At 36.8% G+C, this 23767-nt stretch carries 21 protein-coding genes; 5 read left to right on the top strand and 16 right to left on the bottom strand.

Going from position 1 to position 23767, the window contains the following annotated elements; translation table 11 throughout:
* The 15 genes from GSB9_00183 to GSB9_00169 form a co-directional block, all read right to left on the bottom strand.
* Entirely contained in the window at positions 1-834 is an 834-nt protein-coding gene (locus GSB9_00183) for a glycosyltransferase (protein ID UKM63640.1), read from the bottom strand.
* Positions 834-1607 (bottom strand): glycosyltransferase, encoded by a 774-nt coding sequence (locus GSB9_00182; GenBank protein UKM63639.1) that lies wholly within the window; start codon positions 1605-1607, stop codon positions 834-836. Before GSB9_00182 ends, GSB9_00183 begins: the two co-directional genes overlap by 1 nt.
* 4 nt (positions 1608-1611) lie before the next feature.
* The gene (locus tag GSB9_00181) at positions 1612-2412 is read right to left on the bottom strand and encodes a putative capsular polysaccharide synthesis family protein (protein UKM63638.1); all 801 of its coding nucleotides are present in this window, start codon (positions 2410-2412) and stop codon (positions 1612-1614) included.
* Positions 2413-2422: 10 nt separating this feature from the next.
* Entirely contained in the window at positions 2423-3337 is a 915-nt protein-coding gene (locus GSB9_00180; GenBank protein UKM63637.2) for a glycosyltransferase, read from the bottom strand.
* A 49-nt stretch (positions 3338-3386) separates the two neighbouring features.
* Complete coding sequence (locus GSB9_00179; protein ID UKM63636.1) at positions 3387-4061, bottom strand: sulfotransferase family protein; 675 nt, start codon at positions 4059-4061, stop codon at positions 3387-3389.
* A 4-nt stretch (positions 4062-4065) separates the two neighbouring features.
* On the bottom strand, positions 4066-4806 hold the full coding sequence (locus GSB9_00178; GenBank protein UKM63635.1) for a sulfotransferase family protein: 741 nt from the start codon (positions 4804-4806) through the stop codon (positions 4066-4068).
* A gap of 23 nt (positions 4807-4829) precedes the next feature.
* A complete protein-coding gene (locus GSB9_00177) occupies positions 4830-6089 on the bottom strand; it encodes an ABC transporter ATP-binding protein (GenBank protein ID UKM63634.1) in 1260 nt (419 codons plus the stop codon).
* A 60-nt stretch (positions 6090-6149) separates the two neighbouring features.
* Entirely contained in the window at positions 6150-6500 is a 351-nt protein-coding gene (locus tag GSB9_00176; GenBank protein UKM63633.1) for a four helix bundle protein, read from the bottom strand.
* A 178-nt stretch (positions 6501-6678) separates the two neighbouring features.
* Positions 6679-7512 carry an ABC transporter permease gene (locus tag GSB9_00175; GenBank protein ID UKM63632.2) on the bottom strand — a complete coding sequence of 278 codons (834 nt, stop codon included), beginning with the start codon at positions 7510-7512 and terminating at the stop codon, positions 6679-6681.
* Positions 7513-8332: 820 nt separating this feature from the next.
* On the bottom strand, positions 8333-8620 hold the full coding sequence (locus GSB9_00174) for a GIY-YIG nuclease family protein (GenBank protein ID UKM63631.1): 288 nt from the start codon (positions 8618-8620) through the stop codon (positions 8333-8335).
* A 216-nt stretch (positions 8621-8836) separates the two neighbouring features.
* Positions 8837-9421, bottom strand: coding sequence for an adenylyl-sulfate kinase (gene cysC, locus GSB9_00173; protein ID UKM63630.1), 585 nt, complete (start codon positions 9419-9421; stop codon positions 8837-8839).
* Between the two features lie 7 nt (positions 9422-9428).
* A complete protein-coding gene (gene cysQ, locus GSB9_00172) occupies positions 9429-10217 on the bottom strand; it encodes a 3'(2'),5'-bisphosphate nucleotidase CysQ (protein ID UKM63629.1) in 789 nt (262 codons plus the stop codon).
* 197 nt (positions 10218-10414) lie between these two features.
* Positions 10415-10732 (bottom strand): GIY-YIG nuclease family protein, encoded by a 318-nt coding sequence (locus GSB9_00171; protein ID UKM63628.1) that lies wholly within the window; start codon positions 10730-10732, stop codon positions 10415-10417.
* Between the two features lie 131 nt (positions 10733-10863).
* Positions 10864-13305: a polysaccharide biosynthesis tyrosine autokinase gene (locus tag GSB9_00170; protein UKM63627.1), complete on the bottom strand. Its 2442-nt coding sequence runs from the start codon at positions 13303-13305 to the stop codon at positions 10864-10866.
* Between the two features lie 3 nt (positions 13306-13308).
* The gene (locus GSB9_00169; GenBank protein ID UKM63626.1) at positions 13309-14103 is read right to left on the bottom strand and encodes a polysaccharide biosynthesis/export family protein; all 795 of its coding nucleotides are present in this window, start codon (positions 14101-14103) and stop codon (positions 13309-13311) included.
* 105 nt (positions 14104-14208) lie between these two features.
* On the opposite strand from GSB9_00169, the gene GSB9_00168 reads away from it, so the two are divergent.
* Positions 14209-16074 carry an ABC-F family ATP-binding cassette domain-containing protein gene (locus GSB9_00168; protein UKM63625.1) on the top strand — a complete coding sequence of 622 codons (1866 nt, stop codon included), beginning with the start codon at positions 14209-14211 and terminating at the stop codon, positions 16072-16074.
* Between the two features lie 12 nt (positions 16075-16086).
* Positions 16087-16896, top strand: coding sequence for a class I SAM-dependent methyltransferase (locus GSB9_00167; GenBank protein UKM63624.1), 810 nt, complete (start codon positions 16087-16089; stop codon positions 16894-16896).
* A gap of 61 nt (positions 16897-16957) precedes the next feature.
* Here the strand turns inward: GSB9_00167 and GSB9_00166 are convergent, their stop codons facing one another.
* Positions 16958-19051, bottom strand: coding sequence for a DUF5723 family protein (locus GSB9_00166; GenBank protein UKM63623.1), 2094 nt, complete (start codon positions 19049-19051; stop codon positions 16958-16960).
* 145 nt (positions 19052-19196) lie between these two features.
* Between GSB9_00166 and GSB9_00165 the strand changes: the two genes are divergently transcribed.
* From GSB9_00165 to secA, 3 genes are all read left to right on the top strand, one after another.
* Entirely contained in the window at positions 19197-19769 is a 573-nt protein-coding gene (locus tag GSB9_00165; protein ID UKM63622.1) for a cob(I)yrinic acid a,c-diamide adenosyltransferase, read from the top strand.
* Positions 19770-19945: 176 nt separating this feature from the next.
* Entirely contained in the window at positions 19946-20167 is a 222-nt protein-coding gene (locus GSB9_00164) for a DUF2795 domain-containing protein (GenBank protein UKM63621.1), read from the top strand.
* Between the two features lie 196 nt (positions 20168-20363).
* On the top strand, positions 20364-23720 hold the full coding sequence (gene secA / locus GSB9_00163) for a preprotein translocase subunit SecA (protein ID UKM63620.1): 3357 nt from the start codon (positions 20364-20366) through the stop codon (positions 23718-23720).
* Positions 23721-23767 lie beyond the last annotated feature (47 nt).

Genomic DNA, 23767 nt, shown 5'->3' with positions numbered 1-23767 from the left:
TTATAATCCTAATATTTTCTTTATTATAGCTTTCAATCTTGTTGTTTTATGTTCCGCTACATAGTCAACCTTTTTTTGTAAACGTTTATTTTGCCTTTTTAAGTTATCTATCTCAGTTAATAAACTTTTATAACTTCCATACGCTTCTATATAAGAGTTTAGGTGTTTAAGAGTTAGTTTTTTATAAAGATTATCTAATTGAGATTGAACAATAGAGTGATTTCTTGAAGCATTATTAATACGGTAAAAAAAACAAATTTCTGGTATTTGGTATACTTCAGCATCATTTTTTAACAAGCTTAACCAAAAGTCCCAATCTTCCAAACCAATATCAAAACTAGGGTCATATCCTCCTATAGTTTCCCAATCTTGACGTTTGTACATAGCACAATTAAAAATAATGTTCCCTTTTAACAAGGTTTTAAATTTAAATTTAGGCAAGTTCCAATCTTCATTTATATCTCCAAACTTTTGTGCCTTAGCATATACTATTTTTAAATTAGTATTGTCTTTAAATGCTTGTATGGCCAAATCGAGATAATTATCGGCTATTAAATCGTCGGCATCTAAAGGTAAAACATAAGTGCCTTTAGCGTTTTCTATACCAAAATTACGCGCTTGGGAAACACCGGCGTTATCGTGAGATAAATACTTAAATCTTGAATCTTTATCTAACCATGTTTCGGCAACTATTGAGGTGGTATCAGTAGATCCATCGTTTACAATAACACACTCCCAGTTAGTATATGTTTGCGATAGTACCGATTGCAAACACTCATCTAAATACTGGGCTTGATTATAACAGGGTACAATAATGGAAACTAATGGCTGCATTAAAACTTATTTATTAATCTTAGTTTAACCATCCACTGTATTTTTTTTGATTTTCTTAAGGTATGGACAAGTTGCTCTAACCTATTTAACTTTTTATAATCTTCTAAAAAAGTAGCGAACTCTTTAACTAAAACCTCTTTTCGCTCTTTATCAATAAGGTGCTTATTTGAAAGTAATGAGCTCATTCCATCATAATTAAACACACTTATAACCTCATTTACATAACGGTAGGAGAATCCTTTTTTACAAATACCCACAATAAAGAATTTCCAATCAGAAACAATATTAAGGCTTTCGTCATAGATATAATCATCAAAACAATGTCGCTTAATTAGGCTAGCCGGATGTGGCAAGGAATCAATCTTTAAATAACCAAAGGTTAACTTTTTGGGATAGGTTTTAACCCATTCTTTATTTTTATCTACCACCGTAATATTACCATACAAAATATCCTCTTTAGGGTTATAGCTAACAAAAGTTTCAAGTGCTTGGTCATTAACAAAAAGATCTCCACTATTTAAAAATAACAAATAATCTCCAGTAGCTTTTTTTATACCTTTGTTCATGGCATTATAAATACCTGTATCGGGCTCGCTTACCCAATAAGACAATCTATCTTTATTTACCTCTATTAACTCTTTACTTCCATCTGTAGAATTACCATCTATTACAATGTATTCAAAATCCCCAAAGGTTTGGTTAAACACACTATCAAATGTATGCTTTAAGCCTTTTACGTTATTGTAATTAATTGTTATTATAGAAATAAGCATGTTGTTATTTTCTAAGGTGCTTTAAAATAAAGGATTCTATTTCAGTTTCTGTATAAAAATGTGTGACATATTTATGACTGTAGACCTTTTTTAATTCAAGTTCTGAAAACTTAATATCTTCTTTTAACCTCTTGTAAACAGAAGAAATTTTCTTATCCGAAGTTTGATTTGCGTTTGATGTTAGTTTTAAATTGACGCCCAAAAAAGCTTTCATTGCCTTATTAAAACACCTATTCAGCTTTTCTAGTTTAATGATTAAAATTTTCAAATCATTATGCTCATAAATGGAATAGCCTTTTTCTTTATTAAAAGGACGTGCAAACACATCGAACCCCGTAAATTCTTTAAATTCGGTGTCAAACCAGTTAAACGTATAATCGTAATTTAGTTTATTTAAATAGGCAGATTTTAAATCATCTATTGAATGCGTTAATATATCTCCATCAACAAAATCATTTGGATTTTGCATAAAGTTTGATATCTCTCTTGATACCGGCTCTCTAACCAGTGAAATTATATATTTTTTATCATCTGGATGCTTCTCAATATGAGAAAACACTTTTTGAGCAGCTATATTATTTGTTTTATAATGATTGGTTGTTTTGAGTCTGTTATGTAACCATTCATCCGATAAAAAATGAACATGAAAAATATTATTCCATTTACTATATTTCTTTAACCGACTATAAACTGTTGATGAACCTACCTTACCTAGCGTATATATAATTATTGTTTTATTCTTTAGCTGATGATAAAAAATAGACCTATATACAGACTTAATACGTTTAAAAATTATTCTTTTCATACACTAAACTCTAATTATGTACTTTTTTATAGGTTTTAAAAATTGAATAAAGATTTGAATCTATATAAACATAACCCATAAAAGTTACTTGCATATACTTCTTCCAATGAACGTTTTTTTTAATACATTTTTTTAGTGCTGATTTCAAATAAAACAATCTTTTTCTAATGGTTAAATTGACTATCTTTTTATGCAAATCCGTTTTTAAAATCCAATTGTATAAGTTCAGTATTTCTTGTGACTGTTGATGACCTTTTAGCAACTTCTGCAAATAATCATCTTTCAACCTATTCTTTGTAATATAGTGGGTAAAAAACAACCCTTCTAAATACCATAGTTTAAAACCCATTAACAAAACCCATTTACAAATTTCACTGTCATCCCCTGATGCTAACCCCTTCCCTTTTCTTCCTGTTAACAGTGTTTTAAAATCACTTTGATATAGCTTAAACAAGATATCTCGTCTAGAAACCATTCCAGCTCCCCACACATAACCTCTTTTAGACACGTTTCCACTATGCTCAGCCTGTTTTCCTACTGCATAACTTAATTTTTCTTTTTGCCACCAAATTGGTTCCTTTCCTTCTAATACTCCTTCAGACTGCCCTCCAAGTGCACCTACACTAGGATTTAAAATCATAAAATCATAGGCGGTTTGTATATAATTGGACTGCAACCAATTATCATCATCACAAAAAATAATAATATCTCCACAACTAGCTAACACCCCTTTTTTTCTGGCATAGGACAACCCAGGTGTAGATTCCCGAACTACTTTAAAAGCAACATAAGTATTCAGTTCATCCCAAATATTTGTGGCATATTCGGCAGTATTATCTGTAGAATTATTATCCACTAAAACCACTTCATAAACAAAACCTTTATTTACTACTTGTTTGGCTAAATGGCTTAATGTTTCGTTCAATAAGTGTGCACTATTGTAGCAACAAACAATTACAGAGAGGTGTACCATGTTAAAAATCGTAATTAAATGTTTCTAAATCTTCTTTATAAACATCTTCCAGAACAGCTCTCGTTCCTTTGTCAATCAACCCTCTATAATCTAATGTTGTTTTACTTGAAGCATTAAGTTTAGACAAGGCTCTTACCTCTTTACAACCCAGTAACTGCCTTAAATTTCTTAAATGAAAATCTACATCTTCAAAGCGCCCCAAATACTTAACATTTAAGTTCTTGTTCTGGTCTTTTAACCAAAAGCACTGTGTATGCCATTGTGTATGTGGTGGATTATGAACCAACTTACCCGCTTTAAGCAATAATGCTGCTTCTTCTATACTTGCATGTTTTAGAATATCGTAATCCATATGCTTGCCATAAATGGCTTTATCTGGATTAATGGAAGAATGATAATACGATTCTTCCATTCTGGCATAATTATATAATGAAATAAAACGGCTAAACGGATTTCTTACAAAGGCAAAAGACAGCATGCTACCATATTTTTTTTCTCCCATAGCACTTATGTACTCTTTTACGGTATTGTGTTTGGAGGTTTCTATACCAAAACTTTTGCTTATAGCCGTCCCTGCATTTTTAGGTATGTGAATAAAGACAAAATTATTGGTATATGAGATATTATCGGAATTGAAATGCCTTTTTTGTTTGTTTTTATTGAATAAATTAAACATACGGTTATATCATTACCTCTTTAAAAAACCTTTGTTTAGCATATTGATATACTTTTAAATCAGCTGCTATAAAGCGATTCAGTTCTTGATTTGTAATAAAAATAGCTTCCACTTCCTTTTTAGATATCTTTTTATGCTTAGTACTGTTATCTACTTTAAGTATTGGTATTTTTTTCCAATCTAATTTTGTTTTAAATAACTCTAGAGATGCCTCAAAATGCTCAGTAAGCCCAACTGCCACAAAATAATTTTCTAAGTTTTCAATGGCCTCTTCAGATAAATTTTCATTAACCTCACCATTTGGCACCTTATCAAAATCATGATTGGTCAACATTCTAGTCATACCATTATCTGCCGCCATAGCCAAACCACTTTCTAAAAACGTTTTAAAAGACATTTTTTCTTCATTAATTGGTTTGTATAAATCTATTTCCAATAAATAATTATATAAAGAACACAATCTTGAAACGGGCTCTCTTAACATTGTGAAATACATAGCATTACCCCTTAAATACTTATGAGACCCAAAAAAATGATGACCCCTTAACAAATCTATCTTATTCCTATAACTTTTATCTTTTCCTTTAAAGTCTTGGTAAGATGCTCTATAAGTTTTACCATTAATTACATGTATGTTTTTTTTATTGTAATTAACATCAATAGTATTCATTAAAGATGTACCTCCACTTTTGTGTATATGGAGAAATATATGTGGTTGTTTTTTATTTAAAAATAGCTTAGTCACACATTAAAACATTTTATCTATTATTATTTCTCTTTAATTGTCCATTTTGAATCGAGTATTAAAACAGCATGATTATTTATTAATGGTGCATCAGATATTGTAAACACACCTATGTTTTGTCCATAATAATAAGTGTCTCTGTGATGGTTATCTGAATTAAAAACTTTATTAAAAGTCATAGATATAGTATATTGAGATGGAAATAGTCTAATGTTAGGAACTTTCAACTTTAAAAAAACGCGATTACTGACTTTATTAATATTAAACAAATCTGAATTTGTAGTTGCTACAGGCTTCAATTCTTTATCAGAAATAATTAGAATCACATTAAAAAAAGCATTTAAATCATCTTTATTCCTGCTTTCGAATAAAAATGTAATATCTAATTCAAGGTTTGTTCCAAAATTAACATTGATTTGATTATTTAGAATATCCTTTTGATTAACTAATAATTGCTCTAATTTTATACATTTAGAAAAAACATTAGAAATACTATTCTTAAATTCCGAATTATACATTTCTATAATTCTACCAATATCTCTTGAAAGCATTTTTTCCTTTCCTTTTCCCATCAACAACCCTACTGTAGCTGTTTTTGCTATTTGAGGCATCGAATGGGAAACAATAATTACTGCACATTTTTGTAACAAAGCAGTAATTTTATTAAAACATTTAATTCTAAACCCAATATCCCCAACAGCCAACACCTCATCAATAATGAGTACATCGGGTTCCATTTGCGCCGCTACGGCAAAGCCCAAACGTACCTTCATACCAGAACTATAATTTTGTACCGGCATATCAATAAACTCGCGTATTTCGGCAAAGTCTATAATAGCCTCTACTTTTTCGTCTATCTCTTTACGGCTAAAGCCTAAAATAGCGCCGTTGTTATAAATGTTTTCGCGTCCGCTCAAAATTGGGTTAAAGCCAGCACCCAACTCTATTAAAGCGCCTACACGCCCTTTTATGGTCACTTTACCGGCATCGGGGTTTATCAAACCATTTAGTATTTTAAGCAGGGTACTTTTTCCGGCACCGTTATGGCCTATTAAACCCAAACACTCACCACGGCGCAGCTCAAAACTCACATCTTTTACCGCCCAGAATTCTTTGGGTCGCAGTTGCCGTTCGTGTTTATTGCCCCTTACGCCACTTACTAAATCTTTTACGCCATACCACAAGCTGGTCTTAAGGTCTTTGCAAAACTTTTTGCTTAAGCCTTCTACCTTTACAAGGACGTCGTTGGTATTGTTTTCTATATGTTTATTCTTTTTGTTCATTTTTCTTCGTCAGACGTGATTCGTGAAACGTGAGGCGATTCACGATTCACGCTTGACGATTCACGTTTTCCGCTTTACATAGTTCCTAAACCCTAGTAACAATTGTTTCTCTTTTAAAATAACATCATCAATATTAGAATCTGTCACAATATAATTTAGTCTAACTGCAATTAAATACTGTGTCTCCAATTCGGCTACTGACCCCAAAGCAATAGATAAAAACTGAATTAATTCCTTATCACTTTTTCTACCGCATCCCTCAGCTATATTAGAAGGGATAGAGATTGCTGCACGACGCATCTGGCTAGTTAAACCAAACCGCTCATCATCAGGAAAGGCAGAAGTAACTTTATAAATAAGTTCGACCAAATCCATACCATATTTCCAAACATCCAACTCTTTATGATCCATAATTCTTTTTTTTCGGGAAACGGAAATCGGGATTCGTGAAACGGGAAACGACAATCGGGAATCGTGAAGCGTTTTTTCAACTACTCACATCACACGCCACACTATTCACTTTTCACTTTTCACTATTCACTTTTCACGTCTCACTTTTCACTTTTCACGTCTCACTTTTCACATTTTATTAATTTCGTTCAACAATTACAGGAATGGATAAACGATACCATACCAAGCTTAAAAACAGCAGCGGCACGCAAATAGCCAATACTATAACATATTGATTAACATATTGAAATTCGCCCCCCAAAAGTACCGTTCTGGTGACTTGGATGATGGAGGTTAAAGGATTATATTCCATAAGGGTTTTCATAATACCTGTTTTGGGAATGGCATAAACCACAGGGGTTATATACATTAAAAACGACAGGCCCAAACCTACTATTTTTCCCACATCTCTATACAACATACTTAACGGCGTAATGATTAACCCCAAAGTAATGCCCAACATAATAACAGCCAGAAATGCCAAAGGCAGCAACAGTAGCGTCCATTGAAATTCTACACCGAAAACGAGCATTAAAACAATAAGTAACGCAATCTTTATGGCGCTATTAAACACTAATTTATAAATACCCGATACCACCAATGCTTCTTTTGGGAAATTTATTTTACTTAATAAGCCCTTGGCTGCATTGGTACTGTTTGTTGGGGTATTAATGGCCTCCTTAAAAATAGACCAAATAAGGGTGCCTGAAAATACAAATACGGGGTACGGCACACCCGTATCAGACAATTTAACCGTTCCGGAACTGCTTAAAAATATCCAGACAAAAGCAGTGGTTAATGGCATAATAAACGCCCATAGAATACCAAAGTACGATTGCCGGTATTGGGCCTTAATATCTCTAACCGTAATTTGTTTGGCTAAAAACCGAGAGCTATAGATATCTTTTAAACTTGCTTTTAATAGCTTAAAAACATTTAAGTTGTTTTCTTTTTGGTAAATTCTGGTTTCCAATGGCATAGATTCTTTGGGCGATTTACAGTTTGTCTTGCAATTTACTAGATGCCTTTTGCTATAAAGAGTAAATATAATGAGGTAAATGCTTACTGAAAAATCATTTAAAGTAAAAAATGTTTTTATTGTAGATTTGACGAACTTTGAGATGCTTAAATAAATTCAGCAGGACATGAGTTAACTCGCTGTCATTCCTGCGAAAACAGGAATACATCAATAACTACATGAGATGCTGAAACGAGTTCAGCATGACAAATTATTGTCATTCCTGAGAAAACGAGAATTTCACAAAACCAATACAACAACCTGTCATTCCTGCGAAGGCAGTAATCCATTATTCAAAACCACCTGACCTTTTAATCATGCTTACTAAGTGGATACCTGCCTGCGCAGGTATGACAAAACAAACCATACTGCCACCCTGAGTACAGTCGAAGGGCCCTTTATTACAACACAACACGAGGTTTTAAAATACGTTCAACGTGCAAAGTATTATAAAAACATCACAAATTTCCGTCATTCCGAACGAAGTGAAGGAATCTCTTTTAATGGCAACACGAGATGCTGAAACGAGTTCAGCATGACAAAGTTTTGGTACAGCATGAGGAATCAACTTTATAGTGTCAGTTCGAGTGGTTTTAGAAAAATGCGTCTCGATACAAATTTGTTCGTCCCTCACAAATCCACTCGACGTGACGACCCATAACCAAACCATGTCAGTTCGAGTGGTTTTCGAAGCATGAGAACATTGTATCGAGTACCTTGTCAGTTCGAGTGATCCCGATTATTTTTATCGGGATTGTATCGAGAACCATGTCACCTAAAACTTTTTCTTAGACAAATTTGGCAATTTATCAAACTCATTATTAATCAGAACTTCCTTTTTAACTTTAGACCATTTTTTTATTTGCTTTTCAGATCGAATTGCTAGGTTTGGATCGGTAAATTCAGCATAAAAAACCAATTCAACAGGGCGTCTGGTATACGTATAACTGTCTTTGTGTTTCCCCGTTTGATGTTCTACAAACCTGTTTTTAAGGTGTGATGTGAATCCTGTATAATAGCTCCCATCTGAGCATTTTAAAATATAGACATAGTATATCTTCATGGTTTAAAGTCAAAATTTATAAACGCGTCTCGATACAAATTTGTTCGTCCCTCACAAATCCACTCGACGTGACGACCCATAACCAAACCATGTCAGTTCGAGTGGTTTTCGAAGCATGAGAACATTGTATCGAGTACCTTGTCAGTTCGAGTGATCCCGATTATTTTTATCGGGATTGTATCGAGAACCAAGTTCAGCATGACATGAATTAACAACCTAAAGCCGCTTTGTTAACAGCTCCAAAATCCGATTTACCGCATCTTCCGGGGGCTCTTCAAGGGTTTTGATTTCCAATGTAGGTTGCTCGGGAATCTCAAAAGGTGCACTAATCCCCGTAAAGTTTTTAATCTCTCCACTGCGTGCTTTTTTATATAAACCCTTCACATCGCGCTTTTCGCAAACTTCAAGCGGGGTATTTACAAATACTTCTATATAATAGGCGTCACCAACAATGGTTTTGATCATCTCACGAATACTATTATAGGGCGTAATAAAGGCAGCAATAACGACCATCCCCGCATCGATAAATAGTTTGGCCACCTCGGCCGTGCGGCGTAAGTTTTCCGTGCGGTCTTCCTTAGTAAACTTTAAATCCTTATTTAAACCCCGTCGTAAGTTATCACCATCCAACGTGTAGGTATGAACCTGTTGTTTATGCAGTTCCTTTTCCAATAAGTTGGCAATGGTCGATTTACCAGACCCCGACAGGCCTGTGAACCAAATTAGGCATGGTTTATGGTTGTTTATCAACCTTCTATCTTGCTGGGTAATGCTGTATTTTTGCTTTTTATTATGTTTCATAGGGGTGTTACTGCACTATAAAAAAGGGGTTCAATAAATTAGGCTTATTGTAGACCAAAGGGCGATCACTATCCACCTGAGTAACTTCAAGTCCTACGGCAACACAAATAGCATGCCCCGCCGCGGTGTCCCACTCCATGGTTGGCGCCAACCGGGGATAGATATCGGCGGCACCCTCGGCCACTAAACAAAACTTTAACGAACTGCCTTTTGACACTAAGTTTACCGTATAGCCTTCTTGTTGAAATTCCTTGATTAACACTTCGGTTTCTGCACTTTGATGCGACCGACTGCCCACCACACGCAGTGTTGTATTCAGATTCCAATCTGGCTTGATCGCTTGACGCTTATCGAGTACACCTTTACTAAAGGTATGATTGGGCACGACGCACTTATAAGCCTTTTGGGTTTTTACCTCAGCAAAATACAAGGTTTGTGCTACGGGTACATAAATAACGCCCAAGATGGGTTTACGCTTTTCTATCAAAGCGATATTTACGGTAAACTCGCCGTTGCGTTTTATAAATTCTTTGGTACCATCCAACGGATCGACCATCCAACAGGTATCCCAAATCTTGCGATCCTCATAATCAATTTGCTTGTTCTCCTCACTGATAATGGGGATATGGGTTTGTTTTAAATAACCATTAATCACTCTATTGGCCTCCTGATCAGCGACAGTTAAAGGGGAATTATCGGTTTTTAGAGTCACATCGAAGTCATTGGCATATACCTTCATAATGACTTGTCCGGCAGCCACTGCAGCTTCTATGGCGGTTATTAATAATGTATTCATGGGTTACACTAAATCGTATGGGCTGGCAAAATACTGAAACTCTTACAAAATTAAATAAATTTGATGTAGAAAATCTTTTTTTATGGGTTCCTGCCTTCGCAGTAGCGACTTAAAACTTTAAGGAATATATAAAACAGAGATACTGAAACAAGTTCAGCATGACAAAGGTATGTTGCGGCAAGACAAGGATTAACTTGTCACCCTGAACTTGTTTCAGGGTCTAGAGGGGCCCACAAATTTTTCCATTCCGGGTTCTTGCCCTCAATTAGATTGATTTTCCAATCGCGATGCCAATTCTTTAATTGCTTTTCTCGTTTTATGGCATCGTCTATATATTGAAATTCCTCAACATATACCAACTGCTTCAGGCGGTATCTCCTTGCAAACACGGACCCTTTACCAGATATGTGCCGTTCCATCCTATCGTCTATGCCTCCAGTAACGCCAATATAAAGTGTCCCTCTTGGCTTGTTCGTTAAGATGTAGACCCAATAATTGTGGTATGCGCGTCTCAAAAGTTTTAACTTTGTTTTCTATGGTTTATTTTTATGGATGCTGAAACGAGTTCAGCATGACAAACAAATTATTGTGTTAATGCGTTTGACTCGTCTAGGAAGATTGCGCTAACATCGTAATTGTTTACGACCTAAGCTTTAAAACGCTTTTTTATTTTTCGCCACCAATTAGTTTTAGGCTCTAGTTCACTGTGGTAGCCATGTCCATACGCACCATAACCATATCCGTAACCATAACCGTATTTGGCCTTCTTATCGTAAAAATTATATAAAAAGCTTATGTTTTTAACCTCACCCTTTTTATACTTGTCGTCAATAAACGCAAGCATATCTTTCTTGGTATAATCTTGGCGTACCACATATAAAGTAGCATCAACATACGTTGTTAACTCCAATGCATCGGATACCAAACCTACCGGTGGTGTATCTAAAATAATATAATCGTACTTTGCTTTTAATCCCGCCATAAAGGCATCCATGTGGTCGCCAATTAATAATTCTGACGGGTTTGGTGGCACTGGGCCTGACGTAATCACATCCAAATGCTCTACATTGGTCTTCTGAATAATATCCTCTAAGCCAGCTTGCCCGATTAAATAATTAACCGCCCCTACTTGGTTTTGAATCTTGAAATCGTCAAATATCCTTGGTCTACGCAAATCGAGACCAACCAACACGGTTTTCTTACCGCTCAAGGCAAATACCGAAGCGATGTTAATGGAACAAAAGGTTTTTCCTTCACCACTAACCGACGAACTGATCATCACGGTTTTGGTTCCGCTTACATTCTGACGTTTATAGATAAACTGCAAACTGGAACGCACCGCTCTAAATGCTTCTGAAACTGGAGCATTGGTCTTCTCCAAAACCACCAAATTTGTATCGGCTTCTGTCCTACCAATAACCCCTAGCATCGGTATTTTTGTTAAAGGCTCTAAATCGGAAGGCACATGGATTTTTCTATCAAAGAAAGTCACAATAAAAGCAACCAAAAAAATAGGAACCGACGCTGCTATAACAGCAAACACATAACGAACATTTAAATTCTTTACATTACGCCCTTGGCCAATATCTTTAGCGGGTTCTATAAGAACAATATCTGAAGTATTGGAAGCCTTTACCAACTCTGCTTCACCGCGTTTGGCTAGGTATAGGTTGTAGGTATTCTGACTCAACAAATACTCACGCTCAATGCCCTGAAGTTTTTGTTGGTTTTCGGGCAATACCGAAAACTCGCCTTCAAGCTCTGCCACATTGCGATTAATGGTTTGTATTTGAAACCTAATATTCGCTTTATTGGCAGAAATACTCTCATAAATTATTTGTTTGAGCCCCTCAATCTGTCGGTTCAAATCATCAAATACCGCCGCATCGCTTCGTACCGAATATTCCAACTTCGATTTTTCTGAAGACAACTCGATAATCTTGGCTATAGAACCCGTAATATTACTGTCTTCAATACCCTGTAATGCCGGGGCTGGAAAGTTGGTGAAATCTTTACTGGTCTCGAGGTAATTTTTAAGCAAATCGTAATATAACAACGACTCCTCTAACCCCTGTTTTTCGGTATCATAGTCTTCTATTTTTCTTACCAACAAGGCACTCTCGCTATTAATGTTAAAAATCTTATTCTGTTGCTTAAATCGGTTTAAAGAGTCGGCCTTTTTACCCAACTCCGCTTTCACCCTGGCCAACTGCTTATCAATAAATTTTACAGTATTGATGGCATATTGGTTTTTACGTTGCAGCAGCTCGCGATCTAAAATAAAGATCGAGGTATTTAGGTAATCTACAATTTTCGCTTTATTACTATGGGTAAGTCTTAACTCCAGCAAAGAGGAGTTATTTTCATGTATTACCCGAAAGTTTTTAACAAACTGACTTACAACTCTATTAAAGCTAACATGTTCAATAAAAAAAGTTTTTCCCTGTAAAGATTTTGCCGAATCTTTCGTTACAATACTACCCTTAATAACATCAAGATTAATATAGTCGCCCACTTTATAGGTTTTAGACATGCTTAACGTTTGAACAGGAACATTTTTAATGGCCTTAGTGGTATAATTTTGCAGGTTAACAGATTCAACTTCACCGAAATCGTAAGACAGCTCAAAATGGGTATCGTCTACAAAAGTGATTTGAATAGGATGCCCAATGACCTGAAAAGCATCTTGGTCGCCTATAAATTCAAAAGGGGCCGCTTTATAAATATCCGTTTTACGAAAACGTCCCGATTTTAAATACGTTAAGTATAGGTTTAAACTATCCACAACCTTCTCATGATGCTTTCTGGACTTTAAATTAAGCAACACATCCTGAACCTTACCCGAAACACCACCATAGTTGAATATTAAACTGGTATTGGAAGTGAACAGGGGGTTTTTATCATCTTGGATCATTAACGACGCATCCAAGGTGTACGGAAACTCCTCCCGTATGTTTTGCTGGTACACGACATACACCCCAATAACTAAAGCTAACAGAAACCACTTCCAGTAGCTTAACGTCCTGTATATAAAAGCCTTAAAATCGAAATTAACCGCATTGGGCTGTTGTCCGTAGTCGTCTTCCATAGGTTATAAACTGCGTATAATAAAATAGGTGCTTACCAATACCGAAAACACACTTAAAATCGCTGTTAGGTTTTGAATTGCGGTTTGACCGCCACCCAGCGCTTTTCGTTTTAGGGGCTTAACCATAATGATATCATTAGGTTGTATATAATAAAACTCCGATTTCATGGCATTAATATCGGTAAGATCAATATGGTGTATTTTTTGTCCTTCTGGGTATTGTCTAACGATCATAACATCACGGCGATCGCCTGTTAACCGTATATCACCAGCATTGGCAATAGCCTCCAATATATTTACCCTATCGCGATAAATAACATGCGTTCCGGTGCCCATCTCGCCTAAGGTGGTATACTTTAAACCGGCTAGTTTAACGGTAACAAATATCTGTGCCGTTTCCTTAAAATATTGCTTTAGTAATTCATTTTTTACCAGATCTTCAATTTCTTCTACGGTATAGCCCAGCACATTAAGCTCGCCCAAAATAGGGAACTCGATATTTCCATGTAAATCGACCGTAAAACCACTGTAGTACAAAGCTTGTTCAGACCCTCCCCTATTTGAATTATTTGATGATGTGGTAGGGTTGAATATCTCTACCAATTCCTTATCCAACGCTTTTACATTGATGCTTAACAAATCGTTAACCTGAACGCGATAAGGTTTAGAAAGTTCATTTATAGGCAAAGCAATGTTAGAACCTGTACCTTTGTCCTGCAGATAAACAATATCCTTATTGGTTATACATGAAACTGAAAGCATACAAACCAACAAAGAAACAATAAAATAGCTCTTCATATTGAGGCACATTGATTTAAAGCAAATATAAGTTTTAAGCCTTAACAATAAAACTTTTGCCTTATTTTTTGGTTATTTGTACGTTCTTTGTAAAAAATACGAGCTTTGAATTATTTAACAGTAGAAAACATATCGAAATCTTACGGTGAACACACCCTTTTTGAAGACATTTCCTTTAGCGTCCATAAAGACCAAAAAATAGCTTTTGTGGCCAAAAACGGCACGGGAAAGACCTCCATTTTGAATATTCTTTCGGGTGATGACCAAGCCGATTCCGGGAATGTTATTTACCGAAAAGACATAAAAGTTTCTTTTTTGTCGCAAGACCCAAAATTTGACACCAATTTAACGGTGGAAGAAACCATTTTTGCCAGCGACAACCCCATTTTAAAGATTATTTCCAATTACGAAAAAGCACTTTTAAACCCTGAGGACACCGATGCTTACCAAAAGGCATTTGATGCCATGGAGCGCCATCAGGCCTGGGATTTCGAAACCCTTTACAAACAAATACTCTTCAAGCTTAAACTTGATAATTTAGAACAAAAAGTAAGTACCCTTTCGGGTGGACAGAAAAAGCGATTGGCATTGGCCAATGCCTTAATCAATAAACCCGATTTATTGGTTTTAGACGAGCCCACCAACCACCTGGATTTAGAAATGATTGAATGGCTGGAAGCCTTTTTTGCTAAGGAAAACATCACCCTTTTTATGGTCACGCACGACCGTTACTTTTTGGAACGTGTTTGCAACGAAATTATTGAATTGGACGACGGCCAACTGTATAGCTACAAGGGCAATTATTCCTATTATTTAGAAAAACGCGAGGAACGTATTGAACGCGAAGCTGTTGAAACCAATAAAGCCAAGCAGCTTTTTAAAAAGGAATTGGCTTGGATGCGCCGCCAGCCCAAAGCACGAACTACAAAGTCGAAATCTAGAATTGACGATTTTAACGATATCAAGCACCGTGCCCACCAGCGCCGCAGCGACCACCAAGTGCAGTTAGAGCTCAATATGGAACGCTTGGGCAGTAAGATTTTAGAGTTCCATAAAGTATCGAAAGCTTTTAAAGACAAAACCATTTTAAATAGCTTCGATTATACCTTTAAAAAAGGCGAGCGTGTAGGGGTTATTGGAAAAAACGGCACGGGGAAAACCACTTTTTTAAATATCTTAACGCAAACCGCAAAACCAGACTCCGGTAAGGTAGTAAAAGGCGATACCGTAAAGTTTGGTTATTACACCCAAAGCGGTATTAAAATTAAACCCGAACAGAAGGTTATTGACGTTATCCGTGAGTTTGGCGATTACATTCCATTAAAAAAAGGGCGGCAAATTAGTGCCCAACAGCTGTTGGAGCGTTTTCTATTCAGCAGAAAAAAGCAATACGATTTTGTTGAGAAATTAAGTGGTGGTGAGCGCAAAAGGCTTTACCTATGTACCGTTTTAATTCAGAACCCCAACTTTTTAATTCTCGATGAGCCCACTAACGACCTCGATATTGTAACACTAAATGTACTGGAAGAGTTTTTACTGGATTTTCCCGGATGCATCATTGTTGTGTCGCACGACCGTTATTTTATGGACAAGGTTATAGACCATCTTCTTGTGTTTAAAGGCGAAGGTCTTATTGAAGATTTCCCTGGAAACTACACCGATTATAGAGTTTATGAGGATAGTCAGCCAGTAGTTTCAAACACCAGTTCTGAAGACAAAAAGGAAAAGGAAGCACTAAAACAAAACGAAGCCTCCAAACTATCATACAATGAAGAAAAGGAACTGAAAAATATTGAAAGTAAACTTAATTCGCTGGCTTACGACAAAAAAGAATTAGAAAGCAAATTCCTTAATCCTGATTTAACACAAGATGAAATCAATGAACTCTCGGAAGAATTGCAGAAGATTTTAGACACTATTGAAGCCAAAGAAGAACGCTGGTTTGAATTATCTGCAAAATTGGAAGGATAAAACTTCATTAAAATGTTGAAACACCAGAACTCAGCTCAAAAAGAATTGATGTTTTACCAAGCCACGCAATACATAAAATTCCTCTTAAAATCGACCAACCAGCATGGGGTACACTCCCCTTTTGTATACAATTTGGTAACGCAATGTTTTTATGACAAAAAAAGATATGCCGATTACCGCATTATTTTAAACTACCGAAAGGCACTAAAAAAGGATAAAACAGAAATAAACGTGACCGATTTGGGCGCTGGTTCGCGTGTTGCCATACAAAAAACAAGAAAAGTTTCAGAGATTACCAAAAATGCCGGTACCACAAATCATCGGACAAAACTATTGTACAGAATCGTTAGATATTTTAAACCACTAGCCGTTTTAGAATTGGGTACATCGTTGGGTATTGGCACACATGCTATAAGTTTAGGAACCCCAAATGGAAAAATCGTTTCTATTGAGGGTTGCCCTAATATTTCAACATTCACGAAAAATCGTTTGCAAGAATACGATGCTCAAAACGCTGAAATCGTAACTGGTGATATTACTAATGAATTAAAAAAACGCACCAAAAACCAATATGATTTGGTGTTTTTTGATGGCAATCACCAAAAGGAACCTACTTTAAGCTATTTTGAAACCTTACTGGAAACCGCCCACAACGACTCCATTTTTATTTTCGACGACATTTACTGGAGCAAAGGCATGACCGAAGCTTGGCAAATTATAAAAAAACATCCTAAAGTGACGGTAACCATCGATACGTTTTTTTGGGGGTTGGTATTTTTTAGAAAAGAACAAGCCAAAGAACATTTTTACATTCGATTATAAGTCAAAAAAAATCCCGAAGCTTCAAAGCTTCGGGATTTTTAATTTTGTAGAATTCTGTTTTCTACTTCATTAAGTTAATTTCAACACGTCTGTTTAAAGCACGACCAGCTTTGGTAGCGTTGTTCGCTACCGGTTTGCTTTCTCCATAACCTTTTGACGACAATCGGTTTGAGGCCACGCCATTTTCAATCAAGAAATGCATTACAGCACTCGCTCTTTCTTCCGATAAATTTTGATTCAGGGCATCGCTTCCCACACTATCGGTATGGCCCTCAATAGAGAATTTAGCCGAAGGGTACTCCTGCAAGATTCCTACAATTTCCTTTAACACACTATTTGACTCCGCTTTAATAGTAGCTTTTCCTGAGTTAAACAAAATTGTTTTCGCATATTCATTCAATGTTTTTTGAACTTCTTCAGTCACTTCAGGTTCTGGCTCAGGCTCTGGGCACCCATTATTTGAAACGGTTCCTACAACATCTATGCACTCGTCATCTTTATCCAATACACCATCACCATCAGTATCTGGCCAAGGGCATCCTTTGTTTTCGGCCGCTCCAGAAACATCAATACACACATCAACATTGTCGAGCACACCATCGCCATCCATATCTCCCCAGGGGCAACCGCTATTTTCAGAAGAGCCTTTCTCTTCAGGACAGTCATCAACATTATCCAGCACCCCATCGGCATCGGCGTCTCCCCAAGGGCAACCATTGTTTTCAACAGGTCCAGCTTCTTTTGGGCAAGCATCTAACTTATCAATTACTCCGTCTTCATCTTTATCCTTAGCCTTCCCTTGGTATACTGGTATTTTAAGCCCAGCATATACATCAGCACCTTTGGTGTTGTCGCTTGTTAAAGCCGTAAGCACAGACCCAGAACCTAGATATAAGGGGCCCGCTCTTAAACCAGCACCAGCCTGAAACCCATTGTACTCCACCACACTTAAAGGCAGATAAAAACTAAACCATTTACTTTCAAAACGTGGGGTTAAGGAGGCAATGTTTAAAATACTGCTGGTATTTTCCTTACCTTTTTTGGTCAATGCAAAATCGGTATTTAAGTTTAAATAGAACTTACCGCTAAAATTCCAGTCGGCATTAAAATGCAAAGCCGTTGGCAGGTGTGTTTTGTACCCAACTCTAGACTCATCTGATCTAGAAATATCTTCTAAAAAAGCTTGAAAATCTTCCGCATTATCAAAATCGTCTTCAGATACATCGTTAGCGTCGATTTCATATAAATCTTCTTGGCCTTCTTTATAATTTATAGCGCCTAAATCGGTAAGTGAAAGGCCTAATTTCAATTTATATTTGTTTTTATGTTTTAAAGCGTAACTGTCTCCTTTTGCATTTGTTTTGGTGTAATTGGCATGGTTGGGGCGCCATTCGTATACAAACCCTAAATCGACACCAAGACCATTGGCATCCGGCAATTCGTAGTCATAATTATCATTGTCAAATTCAGCAAAGCGACCGTATGTGATTTCACCTGTAGAATTAAAACTACCCGTGGTTGGTCCTGCCCCATCTGCATCATAATCTACGGTAACATTTCTACCATATATATAGCCACTTCCTATGCCTTGCAAATATTTCAGTGATAATCCACCTTTCAAAAAGTGCTGTTCGTTATTCATTAATACTCTGGCGAACGTTACACCAACTTCTGCCCATGCTTGCCCAAACGCATTAAAATCGCCTTCGTTAACAACAAAATCGTCCGTTTCGTTATTATCGATCTCATCTATTGTATTGCCATTAATTTCATTAATATTTACCACATACCGTGCCCTGCTAAATACGGCAATAGAACTTTTAGGCGATAAGTTAAACATGAACGACGGGCCAAGGACATCTTCATATAAGCCTATATTATTGTTGTTGGATGGCGACTTAGTAGCATCTAAATCGAAATCGTAATCATCTTTTAAGGCGTCTAAAACATTTACGCCGTAATAATCATTTCCAATAATAGCACTTGCTCCTACAAGATTTATATCGGTTTTAAAACGGGAATCGACAATGTTAGCCGGGTTGGAAATCACACCGTTAACGCCACTATAATTGTCGCTAAGGTAACCGATGAATGATTGCGCTTGCAGGCTCATAGCGCCTAGCAAGAACAAAACTGATAACGTGGTTTTTTTCATAGTTTTTAGATTTGGTTGTAAGATTTTTTGTTGCTAACCAGCGAAAATAAGTTTTTTCCGTTAAAACGATGTTAAATTATAAATACTTTTGGCACATTACAATACCAAGAATTGGTGATTTATTTTTAACCCTTATATTTAAAACATGAAAATATACACAAAAACAGGAGACCGCGGCACTACTGCCTTATTTGGAGGTACTCGTGTACCAAAACACCACCTTCGCATTGAAAGTTACGGAACCGTTGACGAGTTAAATTCGCACTTAGGCCTGGTTCGTGACCAACAGATTAACGACCATTATAAAAACATTTTACTCGAAATTCAAAGTAAACTGTTTACGCTCGGTGCTATTTTGGCTACCGATCCCAAAAAAGCGATTTTAAAAAATGGAAAAGAACGCTTAGACATTGTTAAAATCACCAACCAAGATATTGAGCTTTTAGAACATGAAATTGACACTATGAACGAAGCCTTGCCCCCCATGACACACTTTGTATTGCCTGGCGGGCACCAAACCGTGTCATTCTGTCATATTGCACGATGCGTTTGCCGAAGGGCGGAACGACTAGCCTCAGCACTTAATGAACTAGAGCCTTTTGACAGTAATGCCCTCACGTATTTAAACCGCCTTTCTGACTACCTTTTTGTGTTGGCACGAAAATTGTCTTATGATTTGAAAGCGAAAGAAATTAAGTGGATTGCGGAAAAAAAGTGAAATTCACATCTAATTAATTTCTTTAAAAACCTATAAAATTTAACTAGCGAAAATAAATTTGCACAAGTTTAAATTGTAAAAGAATACGTTCTTAAAATTAATGATTAAATAATTCATTTTTTCCTTGTGTGTTTAAACTAAAAATTTATTTTTGCAAAAAATAAAAAGCACATAAAATGTATTGGACTTTAGAATTAGCATCTTATTTAAGTGATGCGCCATGGCCAGCAACGAAAGACGAATTGATAGATTATGCCATTAGAACCGGTGCACCGTTAGAAGTTGTTGAAAATTTGCAGTCGATTGAAGATGAAGGTGAATCTTACGATTCAATTGAAGAAATCTGGTCTGACTATCCTACAGACGAAGATTATCTTTGGAATGAAGATGAATATTAAAATAAAAGCATAAAGAATAGTTAAAAAGTCTCGATTTGAGGCTTTTTTTTTGTTCTTATTTTTAATTTAACTAATAACATAATGTATCTTTGAGTGCTTTTTAAAAAGCATCAAAATACTCCTAAAACAACGTGCAGCTTAATTATAACACCGCATTGTTTTTTTTAAGCTCACATAATATAAAAACAACATACACATGAGTTTTTTAGATTCTGTACTAAAGATGTTTGTTGGCGATAAATCGAAACAAGATGTAAAAGCCCTAACACCTATAGTTGATAAAATTAAATCGTTTGAAGCCGCACTAGAGGCTTTATCGCACGACCAACTAAGAGAAAAAACCAATACGTTTAAGGCTAAAATTGCCGAAGCAAACAAAGCCATTGACGAGCAAATCGACAAGCTTTTAGAAGAAGCCGAAAATACCGAAGACATCGATGAGCGCGAAGATATCTACGAGCAAATCGACAAGCTTAAAGACGATGCCTATAAAATTACCGAAGACGTTTTAAACGATATTCTTCCCGAAGCCTTTGCCGTGATAAAAGAAACTGCAAAACGCTTTGTTAACAATACCGCTATTACCGTAACGGCCAATGAGTTCGACCGAACACTTTCTGGCGAAAAAGATTATGTGGTTTTAGACAACGACAAAGCCGTTTGGGCCAACTCTTGGGATGCCGCAGGAAAACCCATTACCTGGGATATGGTACATTACGATGTACAGCTTATAGGTGGTGTTGCCATGCACCAAGGTAAAATTGCCGAGATGCAAACCGGTGAAGGTAAAACCTTAGTAGCCACCTTGCCCGTTTACCTTAACGCACTAGCAGGAAAAGGCGTGCACCTAGTTACGGTAAACGATTATTTGGCAAAACGTGATAGCGCTTGGATGGCACCAATTTTCGAGTTTCACGGATTGAGTGTTGATTGCATCGATTATCACAAACCTAACTCGGCTGCCCGTAGAAAAGCTTACAATGCCGATATCACCTACGGAACCAATAACGAGTTTGGTTTCGATTACCTGCGTGATAACATGTCGCACGCGCCAGAAGATTTGGTGCAACGTCCGCACCACTACGCTATTGTCGACGAGGTCGATTCCGTTTTGGTTGACGATGCCCGTACACCATTAATTATTTCTGGCCCGATACCCAAAGGCGACCACCACGAATTTAACGAACTGAAACCCAAAGTAGACGATATTGTTGCCGTACAACGTAAATATTTAACTGGCGTATTGGCCGAAGCCAAAAAACTAATTGCCGATGGCGATACTAAAGAAGGTGGTTTCCAACTGCTTCGCGTGTATCGTGGTATGCCAAAAAACAAGGCATTAATTAAGTTTTTAAGTGAGGAAGGTGTAAAACAATTGCTTCAGAAAACCGAAAACTTTTACATGCAGGATAACAACCGCGAAATGCCAAAGGTTGATGCCGAGCTGTACTATGTGATTGAAGAAAAAAACAATCAAATAGAACTGACCGATAAAGGGGTGGAATACATTTCTGGAAAAGAAAACCCAGATTTCTTCATCCTTCCCGAAATAGGTGTTGAAGTTGCTAAAATTGAAGAGCAAAATCTACCAAAAGAAGAAGAAGCCGAACTTAAAGAAGAGCTATTCAAAGATTTCGGTGTAAAATCTGAGCGCATCCATACGCTTAATCAACTTTTAAAAGCATACGCTTTATTTGAAAAAGACACCCAATATGTGGTGATGGACAATAAAGTGATGATTGTTGACGAGCAAACCGGTCGTATTATGGACGGGCGTCGCTATTCTGATGGATTGCACCAAGCCATTGAAGCCAAAGAAAACGTAAAAATTGAAGACGCTACCCAAACCTTTGCTACGGTAACGCTTCAAAATTACTTTAGAATGTACCGCAAATTGTCTGGTATGACGGGTACAGCGGTTACCGAAGCTGGCGAATTCTGGGAAATCTATAAGTTAGATGTGGTTGAAATACCTACCAACAAACCAATCGCGCGCGATGACCGGGAAGATTTGGTTTACAAAACCAAACGTGAAAAATATAATGCGGTTATTGAAGAAGTTACACAATTATCGCAAGCTGGTCGCCCAGTATTAATTGGTACCACTTCGGTAGAAATTTCGGAATTGCTTGGTAAAATGTTGAGTATCCGAAAAATTCCGCACAACGTCTTAAACGCCAAACAACATAAAAAAGAAGCCGAAATTGTTGCAGAAGCCGGTAATGCGGGTCAAGTAACGATTGCCACCAATATGGCGGGTCGTGGTACCGATATTAAATTAAGCGACGAGGTTAAAAAAGCTGGTGGATTGGCCATTGTTGGTACCGAACGCCACGATTCGCGTCGTGTTGATAGGCAGTTACGTGGTCGTGCCGGCCGCCAAGGAGACCCAGGAAGTTCGCAATTTTATGTATCGCTCGAAGATAACCTTATGCGCCTTTTTGGTAGCGAGCGTATCGCCAAGATGATGGATAGAATGGGCTTAAAAGAAGGTGAAGTTATCCAGCATTCCATGATTTCAAAATCTATTGAGCGCGCCCAGAAAAAAGTGGAAGAAAACAACTTTGGTGTTCGTAAGCGATTGTTAGAATATGACGATGTGATGAACGCCCAGCGTGAGGTGGTTTATAAACGTCGTAAGCATGCCCTTCATGGAGAAAGGCTTCGTGTAGATTTGGCCAATATGATTTTCGATACTACGGAAGGTATTGCCGAAACCAACAAAAACGCCAATGATTTCAAGAATTTTGAATTTGAATTGATTCGCTATTTCTCAATGAGCTCGCCTGTTTCTGAGGCGGAATTCGGGAAATTATCAGCACAGGAAATTACTTCAAAAATCTACAGAGCGGCCTTTGAGCATTACAGAGAAAAAATGGAACGTAATGCTGAAATCGCCTTCCCAGTAATTAAAAATGTTTATGAAAACCAAGGTGATAAATTTAAACGCATTGTAGTTCCGTTTACCGATGGCACTAAGAGTTTAAATGTGGTGACCGATCTTAAAAAAGCTTACGAAAGCCAAGGAAAACAACTCATCACCGATTTTGAAAAGAATATTACGCTTGCTATTATCGATGATGCATGGAAAACGCATTTACGTAAAATGGACGAGTTGAAACAATCGGTACAATTAGCCGTTCACGAACAAAAAGACCCGCTTTTAATTTACAAGTTTGAGGCTTTTGAACTGTTTAAAGCGATGATTGACCAAGTGAACAAAGATGTGATTTCGTTCTTGTTTAAAGGTGAATTGCCACAAGAAACACAAGACACCATTCAAGAGGCCAGAGCAAGAAAACAGGAAAAGGTGCAGACCACAAAAGAGGAAATCCCTAATTTAGATGAACGCTCTGCGCAAAGCCGAGCCGCTGGAAACACGCAACGTAAACCGGAAGTTGTGGAAACCATTGTTCGCGACAGACCAAAAATAGGCCGTAACGACCGTGTTACCATTAAACATGTTTTAAATGGTGAGAACAAAACCTTAAAATACAAACAAGCCGAACCTTTAATTGCCAAAGGCGACTGGGTTTTGATTGATGAGAATTAAATTCTTTTACAACTACAACAATAGAAAAAACCGATAGAAATCTATCG

Source organism: Flavobacteriaceae bacterium GSB9 (assembly GCA_022749295.1).
Lineage (GTDB): Bacteria > Bacteroidota > Bacteroidia > Flavobacteriales > Flavobacteriaceae > Flavisericum.
The sequence above is the reverse complement of the archived record's forward strand: the minus strand, read 5'-3'. Positions and strand labels throughout refer to the sequence as shown.